The organism is Mycolicibacterium moriokaense (assembly GCF_010726085.1).
Classification (GTDB): Bacteria; Actinomycetota; Actinomycetes; order Mycobacteriales; family Mycobacteriaceae; genus Mycobacterium; species Mycobacterium moriokaense.
The window spans coordinates 3,226,598-3,243,215 of record NZ_AP022560.1 but is presented as its reverse complement, the minus strand read 5'-3'; the positions used below and the strand labels follow the sequence as shown (position 1 = coordinate 3,243,215).

The window sequence follows — 16,618 nt, the reverse complement described above, 5'->3', positions numbered from 1 at the left end:
CTAACACCGACGCCGACAAGCCGTCGCTGACGCGCCGCCGGGAATCATTGCGGGACGGTTACCGATCCCGCACCCTTGCCGATGCCGTACTGGCCGGGCTTGCCGCCGGCGGCCAGGTCGCTCAGGGCCAGCACCGAGGTGAGCCGGCCGGATTCCGAGTCGACGTCATCGACCGTGCTGATCACGGTGCTCAGCGCCGAGTCTGACCTCGTCACGGCCACCGCTGCGGTACCGGACGACGATCCGTCGCGTCCGACCAGCACCGTGCCGGAGCCGTGCGGGGCCATGCCCGCCGCGAACCTGGCGACTGTCGCGCCCTGGTTTCCGGCGTCCTCTTTCAGCGGGCCGCCCGTCACGATCAGTGCGGTGTTGGCCGGGCCGATGCGCTGGTTGCCGTAGGTGATGAAGCCCGTGTCACGCAGCGTCTGCAGGACGGTTTCGCGCTGTGCCTCGTCGACTGCCGCGACTTTCGGGTCCTTGCTGATCAGCAGGGTGATGCCCAACAGGTCACCGGCCTGCGAGCCCTGATCCACCGACAGGGTGTTCAGCTGTTTTCCTGCGGGCACGATCGGCGAGTTCACCACCGAGAGCAGCTTCGCGGCCGAATGCGCGTCGACGAACTCTCGCGTGAGATCCACTGTGCCGGTGATCGTTCCGCCGGCCTGCGCGACCAGTCGCTCCAACGCGTCGACGTCGTCGTCGGCCGCATCCGGTGTCCGGAACACCACGACGGACTTTCCGTCCAGGGTTCCGTGCAGGATCCGCGGCGCCATCATGGCGTCGAATTCCCCTGCAGCACTCAGCTTTTCATTGAGCAGGTTCTTGTCGTCGGTGAGCGTGTCGATCTGCTTCTGCAACTCGTGCTTGTCGTCACGCAGACCGGACAGCACGGTGTTGGACAGCAGACCCGACCCGAGGGCGACCCCGATAGCCAACGCGAGGAACACCGCCGCCAGTGAAATCGCGTGTGAGCGCAGGGAAATCATTGTCGCCCCCTAGGTGACCCAGCTCTGGACCCAGAGCGAGAAACGGTTCCAGTAGTCCACGACCCAGTCCACCAGCGTCGCATCGACCCGCGAGACCCACAGCGCGACGATCACCGCGACCAGCATGGCGAGCACCAGCAGGGCGATCGCCCCGCCGGAGACCCGGCTGCGGTACAGCGTGGCGACGGCCTTCGCGTCGACCAGCTTCTCGCCGACCTTCAGCCGGGTGAGGAAGGTCGACGGGTTGCTCTGCTGGCGCGACCGGTCGAAGAACTCCTCGATTGTCGCGGTGTGGCCCGCGGTCACGATCAGCGACGCGCCGTGGTGATCACAGAGCAGCAGCGCCAGGTCGGCGGCCGATCCGGCGGCCGGGAAGGTCATGGCCCCGACCCCGAGGTCCTGTATGCGCTCGAGTCCTGCTGCGTGGCCGTCGGCGTCGGCGGGCAGCACGACCTGCGCACCGCACCGCAGTGCGTCGGCACTGATCTTGTCGGGGTCCCCGACGATGAGCTGCGGGCGGTAGCCGGCCTTGCGCAGCACGTCGGCTCCGGTGCCGACGCCCACCAGCACCGGCTGGTACTCCTTGATGAACGGCTTGAGCGCCTTGAGATCGGTGGCCGAACTCGGCTCGTCGGCCACGATCACGACGTGGCGGCGGTTCATGTCCACGTCGATGTCCGGGATGCCGATGCCGTCGATCAGCAGCGGGCTCTCACTGCGGATGAACTCGATGGTGTTGCCCGCGAAGGCTTCCAGATGCGCCACGAGCCCGCTCTTCGCCTCGTGCATCAGCTCGTGGATCTCATGGTCGGTCCGCTCGGCGCCCTGGATCAGCAGCTTGTCGCCGGAGTAGACGCCGCCGTCGTACAACCGCACGCGGGCGCCGTCCTTGACCTTCTTGAACACCTCGGCGCCGGTGTCGTCGATCAAGGTGACGCCGTTGGCGACCAGGACCTCGGGCCCCAGGTTGGGGTATCGACCAGAGATCGACGGTGAAGCGTTGACGACCGCCGTGACGCCGGATTCGACGAGCGCGTCGGCCGTGATCCGGTCCAGATCCAGGGCGTCGATGACGACGATGTCACCCGGGTTGATGCGACGCAGCAGCCGATCCATGTCCCGGTCGACCCGGGCGGTGCCGGTGATGCCCGGGCGAGAGCTGGCATTACGGGATAGCAGCGCTGACATCTTCATGCGGCGATTCTGTCGATAGGCACGCGCTCTCTGTCGGAGGCGCGCCGTAACATCCGCCTCAGAAGTCGACTTTTGTCACATCTGCAACACGATTAGGCATAACTTTCGAACAGTTCGACGAGGTTGCCCGCCGGGTCCGGGACGAGCGCCTGACGTCCGCCCCTGCCGGTGATCACCTCGCCCCGCAGCTCCGCGCCCGCCCTACGCACATCGGCGACGGCCTTGTCCAGATCGTCCACCTGCAGCTGAAATCGGTTCCAGCCGCCGGGTTCTGGCCGGCTACCGTCAGCGAGGGTCTGGCCTGCGCCGCCCCCGCCACCCGGAGAGTTCAGCAGCAGCCGCAACTCTCCGCGGCGCAGCATCGCGAACCCCGGCCCCGGCCGCATCGCCACCTCGAACTGGAACAGGGATGTGTAGAAGTCCACTGCAGCATCGACATCGTCGACGATGTAGCGAACGCTGACGTCGGTCATCTTTGCACCTCCTACAGTTTATGATACAGATATGTCCCAAAAAAGACAGCCCGATCCCCGGGTCAATCACTCCCGGAAGGTCATCCTCCGCGCTGCGCTCGACGAGTTCGCGACCGCGGGATACGCGGGCTTTCGGATGGAGTCAGTGGCGGCGCGCGCGGGCGTCGGGCGCAGCACCCTGTACCGGCACTGGCCGGACAAGACGGCGCTTCTCGCCGATGCGCTGGAGACGCTCAACGTGCAACCAAACCCGGAGCGCGAACTCGTTTCCGGCACCGCCCGGCAGCGGGTCGAGTTGCTACTGCGCCATCTCGCCCGCGCGCTGACCGATTCGCCGGTGGCGGCGTGCATCCCCGCTCTGATTCATGCGTCGGAACACGATCCAGCCGTCCGTGATTTCTTTCACCGCTACTCGGCGCAACGGCGCCGGCGTCTGACCGACACCATTGCCGCGGGCGTGGAGGACGGCGAGTTTCCGGCACGCGTCGACGCTGAGGCCGCGTCGGTGGCGTTGTCCGGTGCGGTGTTCTATCGGCGGCTGATGACTAGTGATGGCGTCGACGACGCATTCATCGCCGACTCGATCGACACCGTTCTGGCGACCTAGTCGTTCGCGCGCTCTTGCTGTGCGGCCTCGAGGAGTTCGCGTGCGTGCGCGCGGCCACTGTCGGATTCGCCGAGCCCGGCGAGCATGCGCGCGAGCTCTGCGACGCGCTCGTCGTCGTCGAGGCGTCGTACGCCACTGGCCTTACCCCTCCCGCCGCTGTCGACCATGAGGTGGCTGTCGGCGTAGGCGGCCACTTGCGGCAGGTGGGTGACGACGATGACCTGGTGCGTGCGGGCCAATCGCGCCAGCCGGCGGCCGATCTGCACCGCCGCGCGACCGCCGACGCCCGCGTCGACCTCGTCGAAGACCATCGTCGTTCCCTCGGTCGAGGCGGCCAGCACGACCTCGAGTGCGAGCATGACGCGCGACAGCTCACCGCCGGATGCGCTCTTGTTCAGCGGCAGCACGTCGATACCGCGATGCGCTGCGAAGCCGAACTCCACGGCGTCGACGCCGTATTGGCCGGCGTGGACGGTCACGCCCGGCGACACCGTCAGCGGTGCGGCGTCGTCAGCCCGGGCGGCCAGCGGTGCGACGGACACGGTGAACTCGGCGTCGGCCATCGCCAGCCCGGAGAGCTCGGCGGTCACCGCCTTCGCCAAACCCTTGGCCGCCTTGGTCCGTGCCTTGGTCAGGTCGTTGGCCGCGACCACGACCTCGTCGTGCAGGCGCGCGACCTGGCGCTCCAGCTCGGAGAGCGCCTCCTCGGAGACGTCAAGCTGCGCCAACCGGTCCAGCGCCTCCTGTGCCCACTGCAGGACACCGTCGATGTCGGCGGCGTACTTGCGGGTCAGTGTGCGTAGCTCGCTCTGGCGCAACAGCTTCGATTCGAGCGTGCTCGCATCGCTGGGCAGCGCGGCCACATAGTCGCCGAGTTCGCTTGCCACGTCACCGATTACGACCAGCGCGCTGTCGAGCTGTGCGGCCAGCGCGCGCAACGCGGCGTCGTCAGTAGATTCCAGCGCCGACTTCGCCTGCCCCACACTGCCGATCGCCGACACGGCTTCGGCCGACGCGTCGTCCGCCCCCGACAGCGCGGCGCGCGCAGTGTGTGCGGCATCGCGCACCGCATCCAGTTCCGACAAGCGTTGAATGTCGGCGACGAGCGCCTCGTCCTCACCGGGTTGCGGTGCGACGGTGTTGATCTCGTTCAAACCGAACTTGAGCCGATCCGCCTCCTGAGCGAGTTCGCGGGCCCGCTGTGTGCGGTCGACGAGGTCACGCCGCGCCGCCAGCCACTCCTCGCGCAGTTTCTGGTACCGCTTCAGCTGCTTCTCGATGTCAACGAACCGGTCCAGCGCCGCGCGCTGCTCGTCGGGTCGCATCAGCCGGAGCTGATCGTTCTGGCCGTGCAGGGTGAGCACTTCGGTGGTGAAGGTGGCCAACGACTTTGCGGGCACGCTGCGTCCGCCGAGGAAGGCCCGTGAGGGCCCGTCGCGCGATACGGACCGTGCTGCGATGACGCTGCCGTCGTCGTCACGCTCGGCGCCCGACGAATCGAGGATCTCCTCGATCTGGGCGGTGACGCCCTCCCCCAGTTCGCTGGTCGTGAACCGGCCTTCGACGACCGCGCGTTCGGCACCTGAGCGCACCCGCGTGGCGTCGGCGCGCGCACCGCCGAGCAGATGTAGACCCGTGACCACCATGGTCTTTCCGGTGCCGGTCTCGCCGGTCAGCACGGTGAGACCTCGGTCGAATTCGGCGGTCGCGGTGCTGATCGCACCCAGCGACTCGATACGGATCTCGGCTAGCACTACTGTCCGCGCCACCCCGTGACCGGCAACCGGAACTTGCGCACCAGGCGGTCGGTGAACGGCGCACTGTCCAGTCGCACCCACTTCAGCGGTGTGCCACACCGCGTCACTTCAAGCCGGCCGCCTGCGGGCACCACCATTTCGCGCCGGCCGTCGCAGAAGACCAGCGCGTCGTGACCGCTGGCCTCGACCTCGATGGCGATGTTGGCGTTGGGGCTGGTGACCATCGGACGGGCGAACAGAGCGTGAGCGTTGTTGGGCACCACCAGGATTGCCTCGAGGTCGGGCCACACGATCGGCCCGCCCGCCGAGAATGCCCACGCCGTCGATCCGGTCGGCGTCGCCACGAGCACGCCGTCGCACCCGAACGCGGACACGGGACGACCGTCGACTTCGAGCACCGCGCCGAGAACTCCCAGCCGCGGCCCCTTCTCGAGGCTGGCCTCGTTGAGCGCCCAACCGCGGTCGATGATCTCCCCTTCGGCGCGCACCACGACGTCGAGAGTCATCCGCTCCTCGACGCGGTAGTCCCGCTTGACGATGTGGTCGAGGACGGAGTCGATGGAGTCGGCCTCGGCCTCGGCGAGGAAGCCGATACGGCCCAGATTCACACCGAGGACGGGGATTTCGACGTTGCGGGCCAATTCGGCTCCACGTAGGAAACTACCGTCACCACCGAGGACGAGCACGAGTTCACAGCCTTCGGCGGCGCGCTCCTCAGCGTCGACGATCTCGACTCCGGCGCCCAGGCCGGGGATCTCGTCCGGCGACAGGTGCGCGGGCGCACGGTCAACGGCCTCGGCGGACAGTACTTTGAGCCCGATTCCGTTGTCGCCGCATACTTTCTGCACCCGGCGCGCTACGTCGGTGGCGTCGTCTCGGCCCGCGTGCAGCACCAGCAGGATGTTGCGCTCGGCGGTCATTGCGGCCCCTCCGTAACGGCTTGGCGCACTGCCTGTTCGAGCGCCTCCCCCTGCAGTGGGTCGTCGGTGCGTGCCCGTAAGCGCAGAAAGTATTCGACGTTGCCGGACGGACCGGGCAACGGGCTCGCGGTGACCGCGACGGCGTGCCATTGCAGCTCGGCAGCGCGTTTGGCGACGGTGAGCACCGCCTCGCTGCGCAATTGCGGATCCGAGACGACGCCTCCCGCGCCCACCCGATCCTTGCCGACCTCGAATTGCGGCTTCACCATGGGAACGATATCGGCGTCGGGACCCGCGCACGACGTCAACGCCGGCAGCACGGTGGACAGCGAGATGAAGGACAGATCGGCGACCACGAGGTCGACCGGGCCGCCGATGGCGTCGGGCGTCAGCGACCGCACGTTGGTCCGCTCCATCACCGTGACGCGTGGGTCGTTGCGCAGCGACCACGCGAGCTGGCCGTATCCGACGTCGACGGCGACGACCTCGCGGGCTCCGCGGTCAAGCAGGACCTCGGTGAACCCACCGGTCGAGGCGCCGGCATCCAGGCACCGGCGGCCGTCGACCGCCAACCCGAATCCGTCGAGTGCACCCATCAGCTTGTGCGCACCCCGCGACACCCAGTCACGTTCGTCGGCGTCGTCAACCGTCAATCTGGCACTGACCGCGACCGCGGTCGCGGGTTTGGCGGCAGGCATGCCGTCGATGCTGACCCGCCCGGCGCCGATCAGCTCGGCGGCCTGCTGGCGGGAGCGGGCCAACCCGCGTCGCACCAGTTCGGCGTCAACACGTGCCCGCCGCGCCACGCGCGGTCACCCCTTCTCGACCGACTCGAGCGCTCGAACGAGCAGCTCGTGCGCCTCCTCGAGCCGCGCGGCGATGACGTCGATCTGGGAGTCGGCCAGCTGGTCGAATCCGGAGCCCTCCTGCGCGGGGTCCGGCAGCTCAGCCAGCAACTCCGCGATCTGGGCGCGAATCTGGTCCGGGTCGGTACTCATGTCGTTGTTCACGCTAGCGGATTCGGCTGGGTGAGTAGGGACCACGGCTGCATGGCCTGTCGCGCGGTGTCGTCGCCCGCGGAAATGGTGAATTGGCGGCCGTCCAGGTTCGCCTCCCATACCGCGCAGGCGGTGGCGCGGACGACCGAGAGCGGGTCCCCGGTGTCGCTGCCCGTGGCGTGGACGGTCACTTCGGACGGGCCGATCTCGATGCGCCAGCCCGGGTGCGGCCCGATGCGAAGGATGTCCGAGCCGGCGTAGAGGGAGCGCAGATCGGCCGCGAGGTAGACGGGCCGCTCTGAGGCGGCCGCCCGGACCAGGTCCTGCGCGGTGCTGACGCCGGTCAGCACCATCAGACTCGGCAGACCGGCGGCATTCGCCCCGGCGATATCGGTGTCGAGGCGGTCGCCGACCACCAGCGGCGTCCGGAACGTGCCGCGGGCCAGGGCGTCGTTCATCAGCGTCGGGTGCGGCTTGCCCGCGACCTGTGGCTCCTGGTTGGTCGCCGCCTTCAGCGCCGCGACCATCGACCCGTTGCCGGGCAGCAGGCCGCGTTCCGACGGCAGGGTCAGGTCGATGTTGGCCGCGACCCAGAGGGCGCCGTTTCGGATCGCCAACGCCGCTTCGGCGAGGTCGGGCCAGCCGGTCTGCGGGGAGTGTCCCTGGACGACGGCCTCCGGTCCGTCGGACCATTGACGCACCGGCTTCAGTCCGACCCCGCGTACCTCGGCGGCCAACGCCTCCGTGCCGACGATGAGAACCGCTGCGCCGGGCGACAATTGGGCGGCGAGTAGGTTTGCCGCGCTCTGCGCACTGGTGACGACATCGCCGGGGTCGGCGGCGAAGCCCAGCTCATGGAGATGCTGGGCGACCTCGGCCGGGCTACGCGACGCGTTGTTCGTGACGTACAGGGTGCGGGCGTCGACGGTGGACAGTGTTTCGACCGCGCCTTCGGTGGCTTCGTGTCCGCGGAAGACGGTGCCGTCGAGGTCGAGCAGCAGGCAATCATGTTCCTGCACAAGGGTGCTCACGTCAGCTCAGCTCCGTGATCCGGTCCTCGGCGTCGGTCACTCCCTCGAGATCCGCGGCGGCGGCGTTGATGAACCACTGCAGCGCCTCCTCGTTACGTCCGAGCGCCAGCAGCGTTTCGGCGTAGACGTAGAAGAGTCGCGCGGCGGTCTCACCGCGGCGGGTCTTGTCCAACTGCGGGGTCGACAGAATCGCGATGGCCTGCTCGTACTGACCGAGATCCGAACGGGCGCCGGCCGCGACGATGCGCATCTCGTCGGCGTCGTCGCCGGTCAGCTCTGCGGCTTCCGGACTGCGGGCCAGCTCGATCGCCCGTTCCGGGCGGCCCACACCGCGTTCGCAGTCGGCGATCAGAGGAAGCAGCGCCGACTTGCTGCCCATGCGGCGCGCGGCGCGTAGCTCGGCGAGGGCCTGTGCCCAGTCGCCGGCGTGGTACGCGGCGATCCCGACGGCTTCGCGGACCGCGGCGATGCGACCGGAGCGGGCGCGGGCCGCGCGGGCGTGCGCCAGTGCCGCTTCGGGATCTTCATCGAGGAGCAGGCCGGCGGCCACCAGGTGCCTTGCCACCGTATCGGCCGTCGCACGGTCCAAAGTCGTGAGTTCACCGCGGATCTCGGGCGCCAACTGTTTGGCCTCGATGTCGGCGGGGATGGCCGGGCCGTCCTGTGGTGTCGGGTGTTCGTCGACTCTCGGCTGAGCTCGACGAGCCCGGTTGGGACCCGACGTGCGCGGCGCCTGCCGCCGGGGGCCGCGTCCGCGGTTGTCGCGGTTTCCGTCTTGGACCACGTATGTCTTTCTACCCGATCCCGCCAGAATTGAGAATTCGGCCGAGAATTGAATACCGAGAATTCGACACTAATTGTCGGAAATAGAATCACCCCCCACGCAATTGTGGGGGGTGATCCTAATTTGTGTTCGGCGGTGTCCTACTTTTCCACCCGGGTGGGTAGTATCATCGGCGCTGGCAGGCTTAGCTTCCGGGTTCGGGATGGGTCCGGGCGTTTCCCTGCCGCTATGTACCGCCGTAACGTTATTCACTTGTCAAAGTGACCCACATGGTGTGGGAATTCTTTGAGCATTGCCCCCTTGGTTTTCACCGTGTTGGTGGTGTTTTTGGTGGTGGGGTGTGGCTGGTGTTTGTGGATTGTGTGGTTGCGAGGTTGGTTGTGTGTAAGTTTTCGGCCGGTTAGTGCCAGTTCCCTGAACACATTGCTGTGCGTGTAGGTCTGGTCTATCGATCCCGTGGTCTGCGGGGGGCCTTATCCCACTGAAATGGGTGAGAAGCCTGGTCTTGGAGGGGGTTTCCCGCTTAGATGCTTTCAGCGGTTATCCTGTCCGAACGTGGCTATCCAGCGGTGCCCCTGGTGGGACAACTGGTGGACCAGAGGTTCGTCCGTCCCGGTCCTCTCGTACTAGGGACAGGTTTCCTCAAGCTTCTGACGCGCGCGGCGGATAGAGACCGAACTGTCTCACGACGTTCTAAACCCAGCTCGCGTGCCGCTTTAATGGGCGAACAGCCCAACCCTTGGGACCTGCTCCAGCCCCAGGATGCGACGAGCCGACATCGAGGTGCCAAACCATCCCGTCGATATGGACTCTTGGGGAAGATCAGCCTGTTATCCCCGGGGTACCTTTTATCCGTTGAGCGACACCCCTTCCACTCGGGGGTGCCGGATCACTAGTCCCGACTTTCGTCCCTGCTTGACATGTCCGTCTCGCAGTCAAGCTCCCTTGTGCACTTACACTCAACACCTGATTGCCGTCCAGGTTGAGGGAACCTTTGGGCGCCTCCGTTACTTTTTAGGAGGCAACCGCCCCAGTTAAACTACCCGCCAGGCACTGTCCCTGAACCGGATAAACGGTTCGAGGTTAGAGGCCCAATACGATCAGAGTGGTATTTCAACAACGACTCCACTCAAACTGGCGTCTGAGTTTCACAGTCTCCCACCTATCCTACACAAACCGTATCGAGCACCAATACCAAGTTGTAGTGAAGGTCCCGGGGTCTTTTCGTCCTGCCGCGCGTAACGAGCATCTTTACTCGTAATGCAATTTCGCCGAGTCTATGGTTGAGACAGCTGAGAAGTCGTTACGCCATTCGTGCAGGTCGGAACTTACCCGACAAGGAATTTCGCTACCTTAGGATGGTTATAGTTACCACCGCCGTTTACTGGGGCTTAAATTCTCCGCTTCACCCCCGAAAGGGTTAACGGGTCCTCTTAACCTTCCAGCACCGGGCAGGCGTCAGTCCGTATACATCGTCTTGCGACTTCGCACGGACCTGTGTTTTTAGTAAACAGTCGCTTCTCACTGGTTTGTGCCACCCACCCCCGCTGCCCACCGCAAAAGGTGTTGACGGTACGTGGGTCCCCCTTCTCCCGAAGTTACGGGGGCATTTTGCCGAGTTCCTTAACCATAGTTCACTCGTACGCCTCGGTATTCTCTACCTGACCACCTGTGTTGGTTTGGGGTACGGGCCGTGTACCGACTCGCTAGAGGCTTTTCTCGACAGCATAGGATCACCGAATTCGCCTCACTCGGCTATGCATCACCTCTCAGGATATGTGCTGGGCGGATTTACCTACCCAACTCCCTACAGGCTTGCCCCAGTATTACCACTGACTGGTACGGCTACCTTCCTGCGTCACCCCATCGCTTGACTACTACCCAACCGGGTCCCACGCAGCGGGCGACCCCCGCCTCCTAAAAGGAGTTGGTAGGCCACCGTTTGGGTGGTTAGCAGATTGGATTCATCAGGGACGCTGATACACGGGTACGGGAATATCAACCCGTTGTCCATCGACTACGCCTGTCGGCCTCGCCTTAGGTCCCGACTCACCCTGGGCGGACTGGCCTGGCCCAGGAACCCTTGGTCTTCCGGCGGGCAAGGTTCTCACTTGCCTTATCGCTACTCATGCCTGCATTCTCACTCCCACACCCTCCACCACTAGATCACTCTGTGGCTTCACCGGATGCAGGACGCTCCCCTACCCAGCCAAATTGGCTGCCGCGGCTTCGGCGGTGTGCTTGAGCCCCGCTACATTATCGGCGCACAATCACTTGACCAGTGAGCTATTACGCACTCTTTCAAGGGTGGCTGCTTCTAAGCCAACCTCCTGGTTGTCTTCGCGACTGCACATCCTTTTCCACTTAGCACACGCTTAGGGGCCTTAGCCGGCGATCTGGGCTGTTTCCCTCTCGACGCACGGAGCTTATCCCCCGCCGTCTCACTGCCGCACTGTCTGTCTTGTCGGCATTCGGAGTTTGGCTGACGTCAGTAACCTAGTAGGGCCCATCGGCCATCCAGTAGCTCTACCTCCAACAAGAAAAATGCGACGCTGCACCTAAATGCATTTCGGGGAGAACCAGCTATCACGGAGTTTGATTGGCCTTTCACCCCTACCCACAACTCATCCCCTCAGTCTTCAACCTAAGTGGGTTCGGGCCTCCACGCGGTCTTACCCGCGCTTCACCCTGGCCATGGGTAGATCACTCCGCTTCGGGTCCAGAACACACCACTACACCACACACTGTTGTGTGGATACGCCCTATTCAGACTCGCTTTCGCTGCGGCTACCCCACCCGGGTTAACCTCGCGACATGTCCCTGACTCGCAGGCTCATTCTTCAAAAGGCACGCCATCACCCCACAACAAAGTCGAGGGCTTTGACGGATTGTAGGCACACGGTTTCAGGTACTCTTTCACTCCCCTCCCGGGGTACTTTTCACCATTCCCTCACGGTACTAATCCGCTATCGGTCACTGGGAAGTATTCAGGCTTACCGGGTGGTCCCGGCAGATTCACAGCAGATTCCACGGGCCCGCTGCTACTCGGGGACAGTTCCACGAAAGCCATGATGTTTTCAGTTACGGGGCTCTCACCCACTACGGCAGGCCATCCCAGACCACTTCACCTAACACCACGGTTTATCACTTTCGCCCTCCTCGGCGGAGAAGGGAAGAAACGCCCCACAACACCGCACACACAACCCCCGCCGGGTATCACATGCACGCGGTTTAGCCATCCTCCGCTTTCGCTCGCCACTACTCACGGAATCACACTTGTTTTCTCTTCCTACGGGTACTGAGATGTTTCACTTCCCCGCGTTCCCCCCCACTACCTATACATTCAGTAGTGGGTGACACGACATCACTCGTGCCGGGTTTCCCCATTCGGACATCCTCGGATCCACGCTCGGTTGACAGCTCCCCGAGGCATAACGCAGCCTCCCACGTCCTTCATCGGCTCCCAGTGCCAAGGCATCCACCATGCGCCCTAAAACACTTACAACACAAAACAGTTAAAAATTCTCGGAAGAATCAAAAATTGCATTATCAAACCCAACAGCCAAAGCTGCCGGATCGATGCTCGCAACCACTATCCACAAATCAAACACCACACCCCACCACCAAAGACGGGGCAACAACAAGAACCCACAACCCCACCCGGGGCCACAGGCCGACACCCACCCCACCAGGGCAAGCACCGCGGGCTTGTTGTCTCAAAGCCCAATAGTGTGTCTGATGATCTTTCGCATGACCCCAATCCCGTAGGGCCACAACGCGTTTGTCGTGCACCGACCGGGCACCCACTACAGGCCCCGGCACTGATCTCCCAACCACACTGATCCCACACGATGCGGGGGCGGGGGAATGAAATGGTGCTCCTTAGAAAGGAGGTGATCCAGCCGCACCTTCCGGTACGGCTACCTTGTTACGACTTCGTCCCAATCGCCGATCCCACCTTCGACGGCTCCCTCCCACAAGGGGTTAGGCCACCGGCTTCGGGTGTTACCGACTTTCATGACGTGACGGGCGGTGTGTACAAGGCCCGGGAACGTATTCACCGCAGCGTTGCTGATCTGCGATTACTAGCGACTCCGACTTCACGGGGTCGAGTTGCAGACCCCGATCCGAACTGAGACCGGCTTTGAAAGGATTCGCTCCACCTCACGGCATCGCAGCCCTTTGTACCGGCCATTGTAGCATGTGTGAAGCCCTGGACATAAGGGGCATGATGACTTGACGTCATCCCCACCTTCCTCCGAGTTGACCCCGGCAGTCTCTCACGAGTCCCCGGCATTACCCGCTGGCAACATGAGACAAGGGTTGCGCTCGTTGCGGGACTTAACCCAACATCTCACGACACGAGCTGACGACAGCCATGCACCACCTGCACACAGGCCACAAGGGAACCGACATCTCTGCCGGCGTCCTGTGCATGTCAAACCCAGGTAAGGTTCTTCGCGTTGCATCGAATTAATCCACATGCTCCGCCGCTTGTGCGGGCCCCCGTCAATTCCTTTGAGTTTTAGCCTTGCGGCCGTACTCCCCAGGCGGGGTACTTAATGCGTTAGCTACGGCACGGATCCCAAGGAAGGAAACCCACACCTAGTACCCACCGTTTACGGCGTGGACTACCAGGGTATCTAATCCTGTTCGCTCCCCACGCTTTCGCTCCTCAGCGTCAGTTACTGCCCAGAGACCCGCCTTCGCCACCGGTGTTCCTCCTGATATCTGCGCATTCCACCGCTACACCAGGAATTCCAGTCTCCCCTGCAGTACTCCAGTCTGCCCGTATCGCCCGCACGCCCACAGTTAAGCTGTGAGTTTTCACGAACAACGCGACAAACCACCTACGAGCTCTTTACGCCCAGTAATTCCGGACAACGCTCGCACCCTACGTATTACCGCGGCTGCTGGCACGTAGTTGGCCGGTGCTTCTTCTGTACCTACCGTCACTTGCGCTTCGTCGGTACTGAAAGAGGTTTACAACCCGAAGGCCGTCATCCCTCACGCGGCGTCGCTGCATCAGGCTTGCGCCCATTGTGCAATATTCCCCACTGCTGCCTCCCGTAGGAGTCTGGGCCGTATCTCAGTCCCAGTGTGGCCGGACACCCTCTCAGGCCGGCTACCCGTCGTCGCCTTGGTAGGCCATCACCCCACCAACAAGCTGATAGGCCGCGGCCCATCCCACACCGCAAAAGCTTTCCCCCACCAGGCCATGCGACCAGCAGGGTGTATTCGGTATTAGACCCAGTTTCCCAGGCTTATCCCAAAGTGCAGGGCAGATCACCCACGTGTTACTCACCCGTTCGCCACTCGAGTACCCCCGAAAGGGCCTTTCCGTTCGACTTGCATGTGTTAAGCACGCCGCCAGCGTTCGTCCTGAGCCAGGATCAAACTCTCCAAACAAAAACAACCCAACCAAACAGTCAGGTGAAATCAATCAGAGACAATCTGACCAAGCAAGACACCAAAAACTGGCATCACAAAAAATCCACCCCTAAACGGGAAAAAGAGGCGGACAAAAAACAACAAACAAAAACCACCAAACACACTATTGAGTTCTCAAACAACACACCCGCTCGGCCGCGCAACCAACCCGCGGCTTTAAGCCACGGGCTCGTGTGCGGACAATCAGGAACCCAACCGAAGTTGGGGCTTCCCTCTGGGAGCCGCCGCGCTCGTCGGGCTTGGCCCGTGTCGCAGCGACTCCGATAAGTTACGTGAGGGATAACTCTGAGTCAAATGGCCTGATGGGGCGTGTCTTTCGATCCGCGTCCATCGCGCGCACATCAGTGCGTCGACTCATAGTCCGTGGGTTACAACGCGCCTCCCGGAGACTTTGTTCCCGAGCGTCGACGTCAATTTCCCGCCGGGCCTCGACGACCCGACGAACTAGCCAACGCGATGGACGCCGGCGATATTCCGCTTGCCCCGGCGCAGCACCAGCCAGCGGCCGTGCAGGAAGTCCGACGGCTGGGGCGCCCACTCTTCACTCTCGATACGAACGTTGTTGACGTATGCCCCGCCCTCGCCGATCGTGCGGCGGGCCGCGCCCTTGCTCGCCGCCAAACCGCTGGCCACCAGCAGGTCGGTGATCGCGTCGGGTTGTCCCGGCTGCAGTTCGGCGACCGATGCCTCGCGCAGCGCGGCGGCCAACGTCGGCTCGTCCAGGCGGGTGAGTTCACCACGACCGAACAGTGCCTGGCTGGCGTGTTCGACCGACTCCGTCGCGGCCTCACCGTGCACCAGGGTCGTCAGCTCCCGCGCCAGCCGACGCTGACCGGCACGTTCGTGCGGTCGCTCCGCCGTTGCCTGCTCCAGCTCCGCCAATTCATCCGCGGAAAGGAAGGTGAACCACCGCAGGTAGCGGATCACGTCCGCGTCGGCGGTGTTCACGAAGTACTGGTACCAGGCGTAGGGACTCGTCATCTCCGGGTCGAGCCACAGGCTGCCGCCGCCGGTCGACTTTCCGAACTTCTGGCCTTCGGAATCGGTGACGAGCGGGGTGGTCAGGGCATGCACGGTCGCGCCGGTCTTCTGGCGGACGAGCCGAACGCCGGCGATGATGTTGCCCCATTGATCGGACCCGCCGATCTGCAGTGCGCATCCGTATCGCTGGTGAAGCTCCACGAAGTCGTTGGCCTGCAACAGCATGTAGCTGAATTCGGTGTAGGAGATGCCTTCGCCTTCGAGGCGGCGGCGCACCGTGTCCCGGTCGAGCATCACGTTGACGGAGAAGTGTTTCCCGATATCGCGAAGGAACTCGATCGCATTCATCTGGGCGGTCCACGTGAGGTTGTTCTCTACAACGGCGCCGGTCGGCGATTCGTTGAAGTCGACGAAACGCTCCAGCTGGCCACGTATGCGATCGGCCCACTCGGCGACCGTGTCAGCGCTGTTCAGCGTGCGCTCCCCGACGTCGCGCGGATCGCCGATCATGCCCGTCGCACCACCGGCCAGGACGATCGGACGGTGTCCCGCCTGCTGAAAACGGCGCAGCGTCAGCAGCGGGATGAGGTGTCCTGCGTGCAGGCTCGGCGCCGTCGGGTCGAAGCCTGAATAGACGGTCGTGGGCCCGGCGGCCAGCACCGCTGCCAATGCGTCGCGGTCGGTGGACTGCGCGATCAGCCCGCGCCAGTCCAGCTCATCGAGGATGGATGCGCCCGTAGAAGTCACAGCACGATCTTCCCGTACTAGTCGCTTTCCCCGGGAGCCGGTGCCCGTGGGCTGCGGCGATAAAGCGACACCTCGGGCCGTCCAGCCAGCCACATCCGCCAGGGGCGATCGGCCGCCTTGCTGACACCGACGCGCGGGCCTGCCACACCGTCGCGCTTCTCGCCGAGCATCAGCCGGATGGGGCTGGCGGCGTCGAGCAGATCAATGCCGTTGTCCTCCATGGTGATTCCCATCGCAGAGCACAGATTGCCGGGCCCCCGCCCCAGCGCGGCCGGCCGCACCGACTCACCGCGACGGGCCTGGGCGACATCGGCTCCGGATTCGATGGCCACCGCCCGCAGCAGCACGGCACCGGCGACGCGATCGGTGGCGCACACGACGTTGGCGCAGACGTGAATGCCGTGGCTGCGGTAGGTGTAGAGCCTCCCGGCGGGACCGAACATGACAGCGTTGCGCCCGCCCTTGCCGCGATAGGAATGTGAGGCCGGGTCCGGCCAGGGACCGTCCTCAGGGCCGCCGTACGCCTCGACCTCGACGATCATCGCGCTCACGCCCCGCCCGATCAGCACGGACCCGAGCAGGCGGCGCGCTGCGCTGAGAGGGTCTACCGACAACTGACGCGCACTCACCGCAGCGATTCTGCCCGGGAGCAGGCATTGACTTGCCCATCGACCCAGAGGATTATTCAT

At 64.3% G+C, this 16,618-nt stretch carries 12 protein-coding genes and 3 rRNA genes; 1 reads left to right on the top strand and 14 read right to left on the bottom strand.

Features of this window, described 5'->3' with window-relative positions; genetic code table 11:
• Positions 1-44: 44 nt before the first annotated feature.
• From G6N43_RS15760 to G6N43_RS15750, 3 genes are all read right to left on the bottom strand, one after another.
• Positions 45-986 (bottom strand): copper transporter, encoded by a 942-nt coding sequence (locus tag G6N43_RS15760; protein WP_083157683.1) that lies wholly within the window; start codon positions 984-986, stop codon positions 45-47.
• 9 nt (positions 987-995) lie between these two features.
• On the bottom strand, positions 996-2,180 hold the full coding sequence (gene steA / locus G6N43_RS15755) for a putative cytokinetic ring protein SteA (protein ID WP_083157682.1): 1,185 nt from the start codon (positions 2,178-2,180) through the stop codon (positions 996-998).
• A gap of 92 nt (positions 2,181-2,272) precedes the next feature.
• A complete protein-coding gene (locus G6N43_RS15750) occupies positions 2,273-2,653 on the bottom strand; it encodes a VOC family protein (protein ID WP_083157681.1) in 381 nt (126 codons plus the stop codon).
• A gap of 31 nt (positions 2,654-2,684) precedes the next feature.
• Between G6N43_RS15750 and G6N43_RS15745 the strand changes: the two genes are divergently transcribed.
• Positions 2,685-3,260, top strand: coding sequence for a TetR/AcrR family transcriptional regulator (locus G6N43_RS15745; protein WP_083157680.1), 576 nt, complete (start codon positions 2,685-2,687; stop codon positions 3,258-3,260).
• Here G6N43_RS15745 and recN read toward each other — a convergent pair.
• The 11 genes from recN to G6N43_RS15690 all read right to left on the bottom strand — a co-directional run bounded on the left by recN (position 3,257) and on the right by G6N43_RS15690 (position 16,618).
• Complete coding sequence (gene recN / locus G6N43_RS15740; RefSeq protein ID WP_083157679.1) at positions 3,257-5,014, bottom strand: DNA repair protein RecN; 1,758 nt, start codon at positions 5,012-5,014, stop codon at positions 3,257-3,259. The two genes, G6N43_RS15745 and recN, sit on opposite strands and share 4 nt — an antisense overlap.
• The gene (locus G6N43_RS15735; RefSeq protein WP_163658123.1) at positions 5,014-5,937 is read right to left on the bottom strand and encodes an NAD kinase; all 924 of its coding nucleotides are present in this window, start codon (positions 5,935-5,937) and stop codon (positions 5,014-5,016) included. Before G6N43_RS15735 ends, recN begins: the two co-directional genes overlap by 1 nt.
• Positions 5,934-6,743 carry a TlyA family RNA methyltransferase gene (locus G6N43_RS15730; RefSeq protein ID WP_083157887.1) on the bottom strand — a complete coding sequence of 270 codons (810 nt, stop codon included), beginning with the start codon at positions 6,741-6,743 and terminating at the stop codon, positions 5,934-5,936. The genes G6N43_RS15735 and G6N43_RS15730 overlap by 4 nt, the downstream gene beginning before the upstream one ends.
• A gap of 6 nt (positions 6,744-6,749) precedes the next feature.
• A complete protein-coding gene (locus tag G6N43_RS15725) occupies positions 6,750-6,935 on the bottom strand; it encodes a hypothetical protein (RefSeq protein ID WP_083157890.1) in 186 nt (61 codons plus the stop codon).
• Positions 6,936-6,943: 8 nt separating this feature from the next.
• Positions 6,944-7,966 carry an HAD-IIA family hydrolase gene (locus tag G6N43_RS15720; RefSeq protein WP_083157888.1) on the bottom strand — a complete coding sequence of 341 codons (1,023 nt, stop codon included), beginning with the start codon at positions 7,964-7,966 and terminating at the stop codon, positions 6,944-6,946.
• A gap of 1 nt (position 7,967) precedes the next feature.
• Entirely contained in the window at positions 7,968-8,750 is a 783-nt protein-coding gene (locus G6N43_RS15715) for a tetratricopeptide repeat protein (protein WP_083157889.1), read from the bottom strand.
• 127 nt (positions 8,751-8,877) lie between these two features.
• A 5S ribosomal RNA gene (gene rrf / locus G6N43_RS15710) occupies positions 8,878-8,991 on the bottom strand.
• Positions 8,992-9,130: 139 nt separating this feature from the next.
• Positions 9,131-12,255: ribosomal RNA gene (locus G6N43_RS15705) — 23S ribosomal RNA — on the bottom strand.
• Between the two features lie 381 nt (positions 12,256-12,636).
• Positions 12,637-14,159: ribosomal RNA gene (locus tag G6N43_RS15700) — 16S ribosomal RNA — on the bottom strand.
• The 16S, 23S and 5S rRNA genes sit together here, the layout of an rRNA operon.
• 486 nt (positions 14,160-14,645) lie before the next feature.
• Positions 14,646-15,929: a tyrosine--tRNA ligase gene (gene tyrS, locus G6N43_RS15695; RefSeq protein ID WP_083152815.1), complete on the bottom strand. Its 1,284-nt coding sequence runs from the start codon at positions 15,927-15,929 to the stop codon at positions 14,646-14,648.
• A 17-nt stretch (positions 15,930-15,946) separates the two neighbouring features.
• On the bottom strand, positions 15,947-16,618 hold the full coding sequence (locus G6N43_RS15690) for a DNA-3-methyladenine glycosylase (RefSeq protein ID WP_110810425.1): 672 nt from the start codon (positions 16,616-16,618) through the stop codon (positions 15,947-15,949).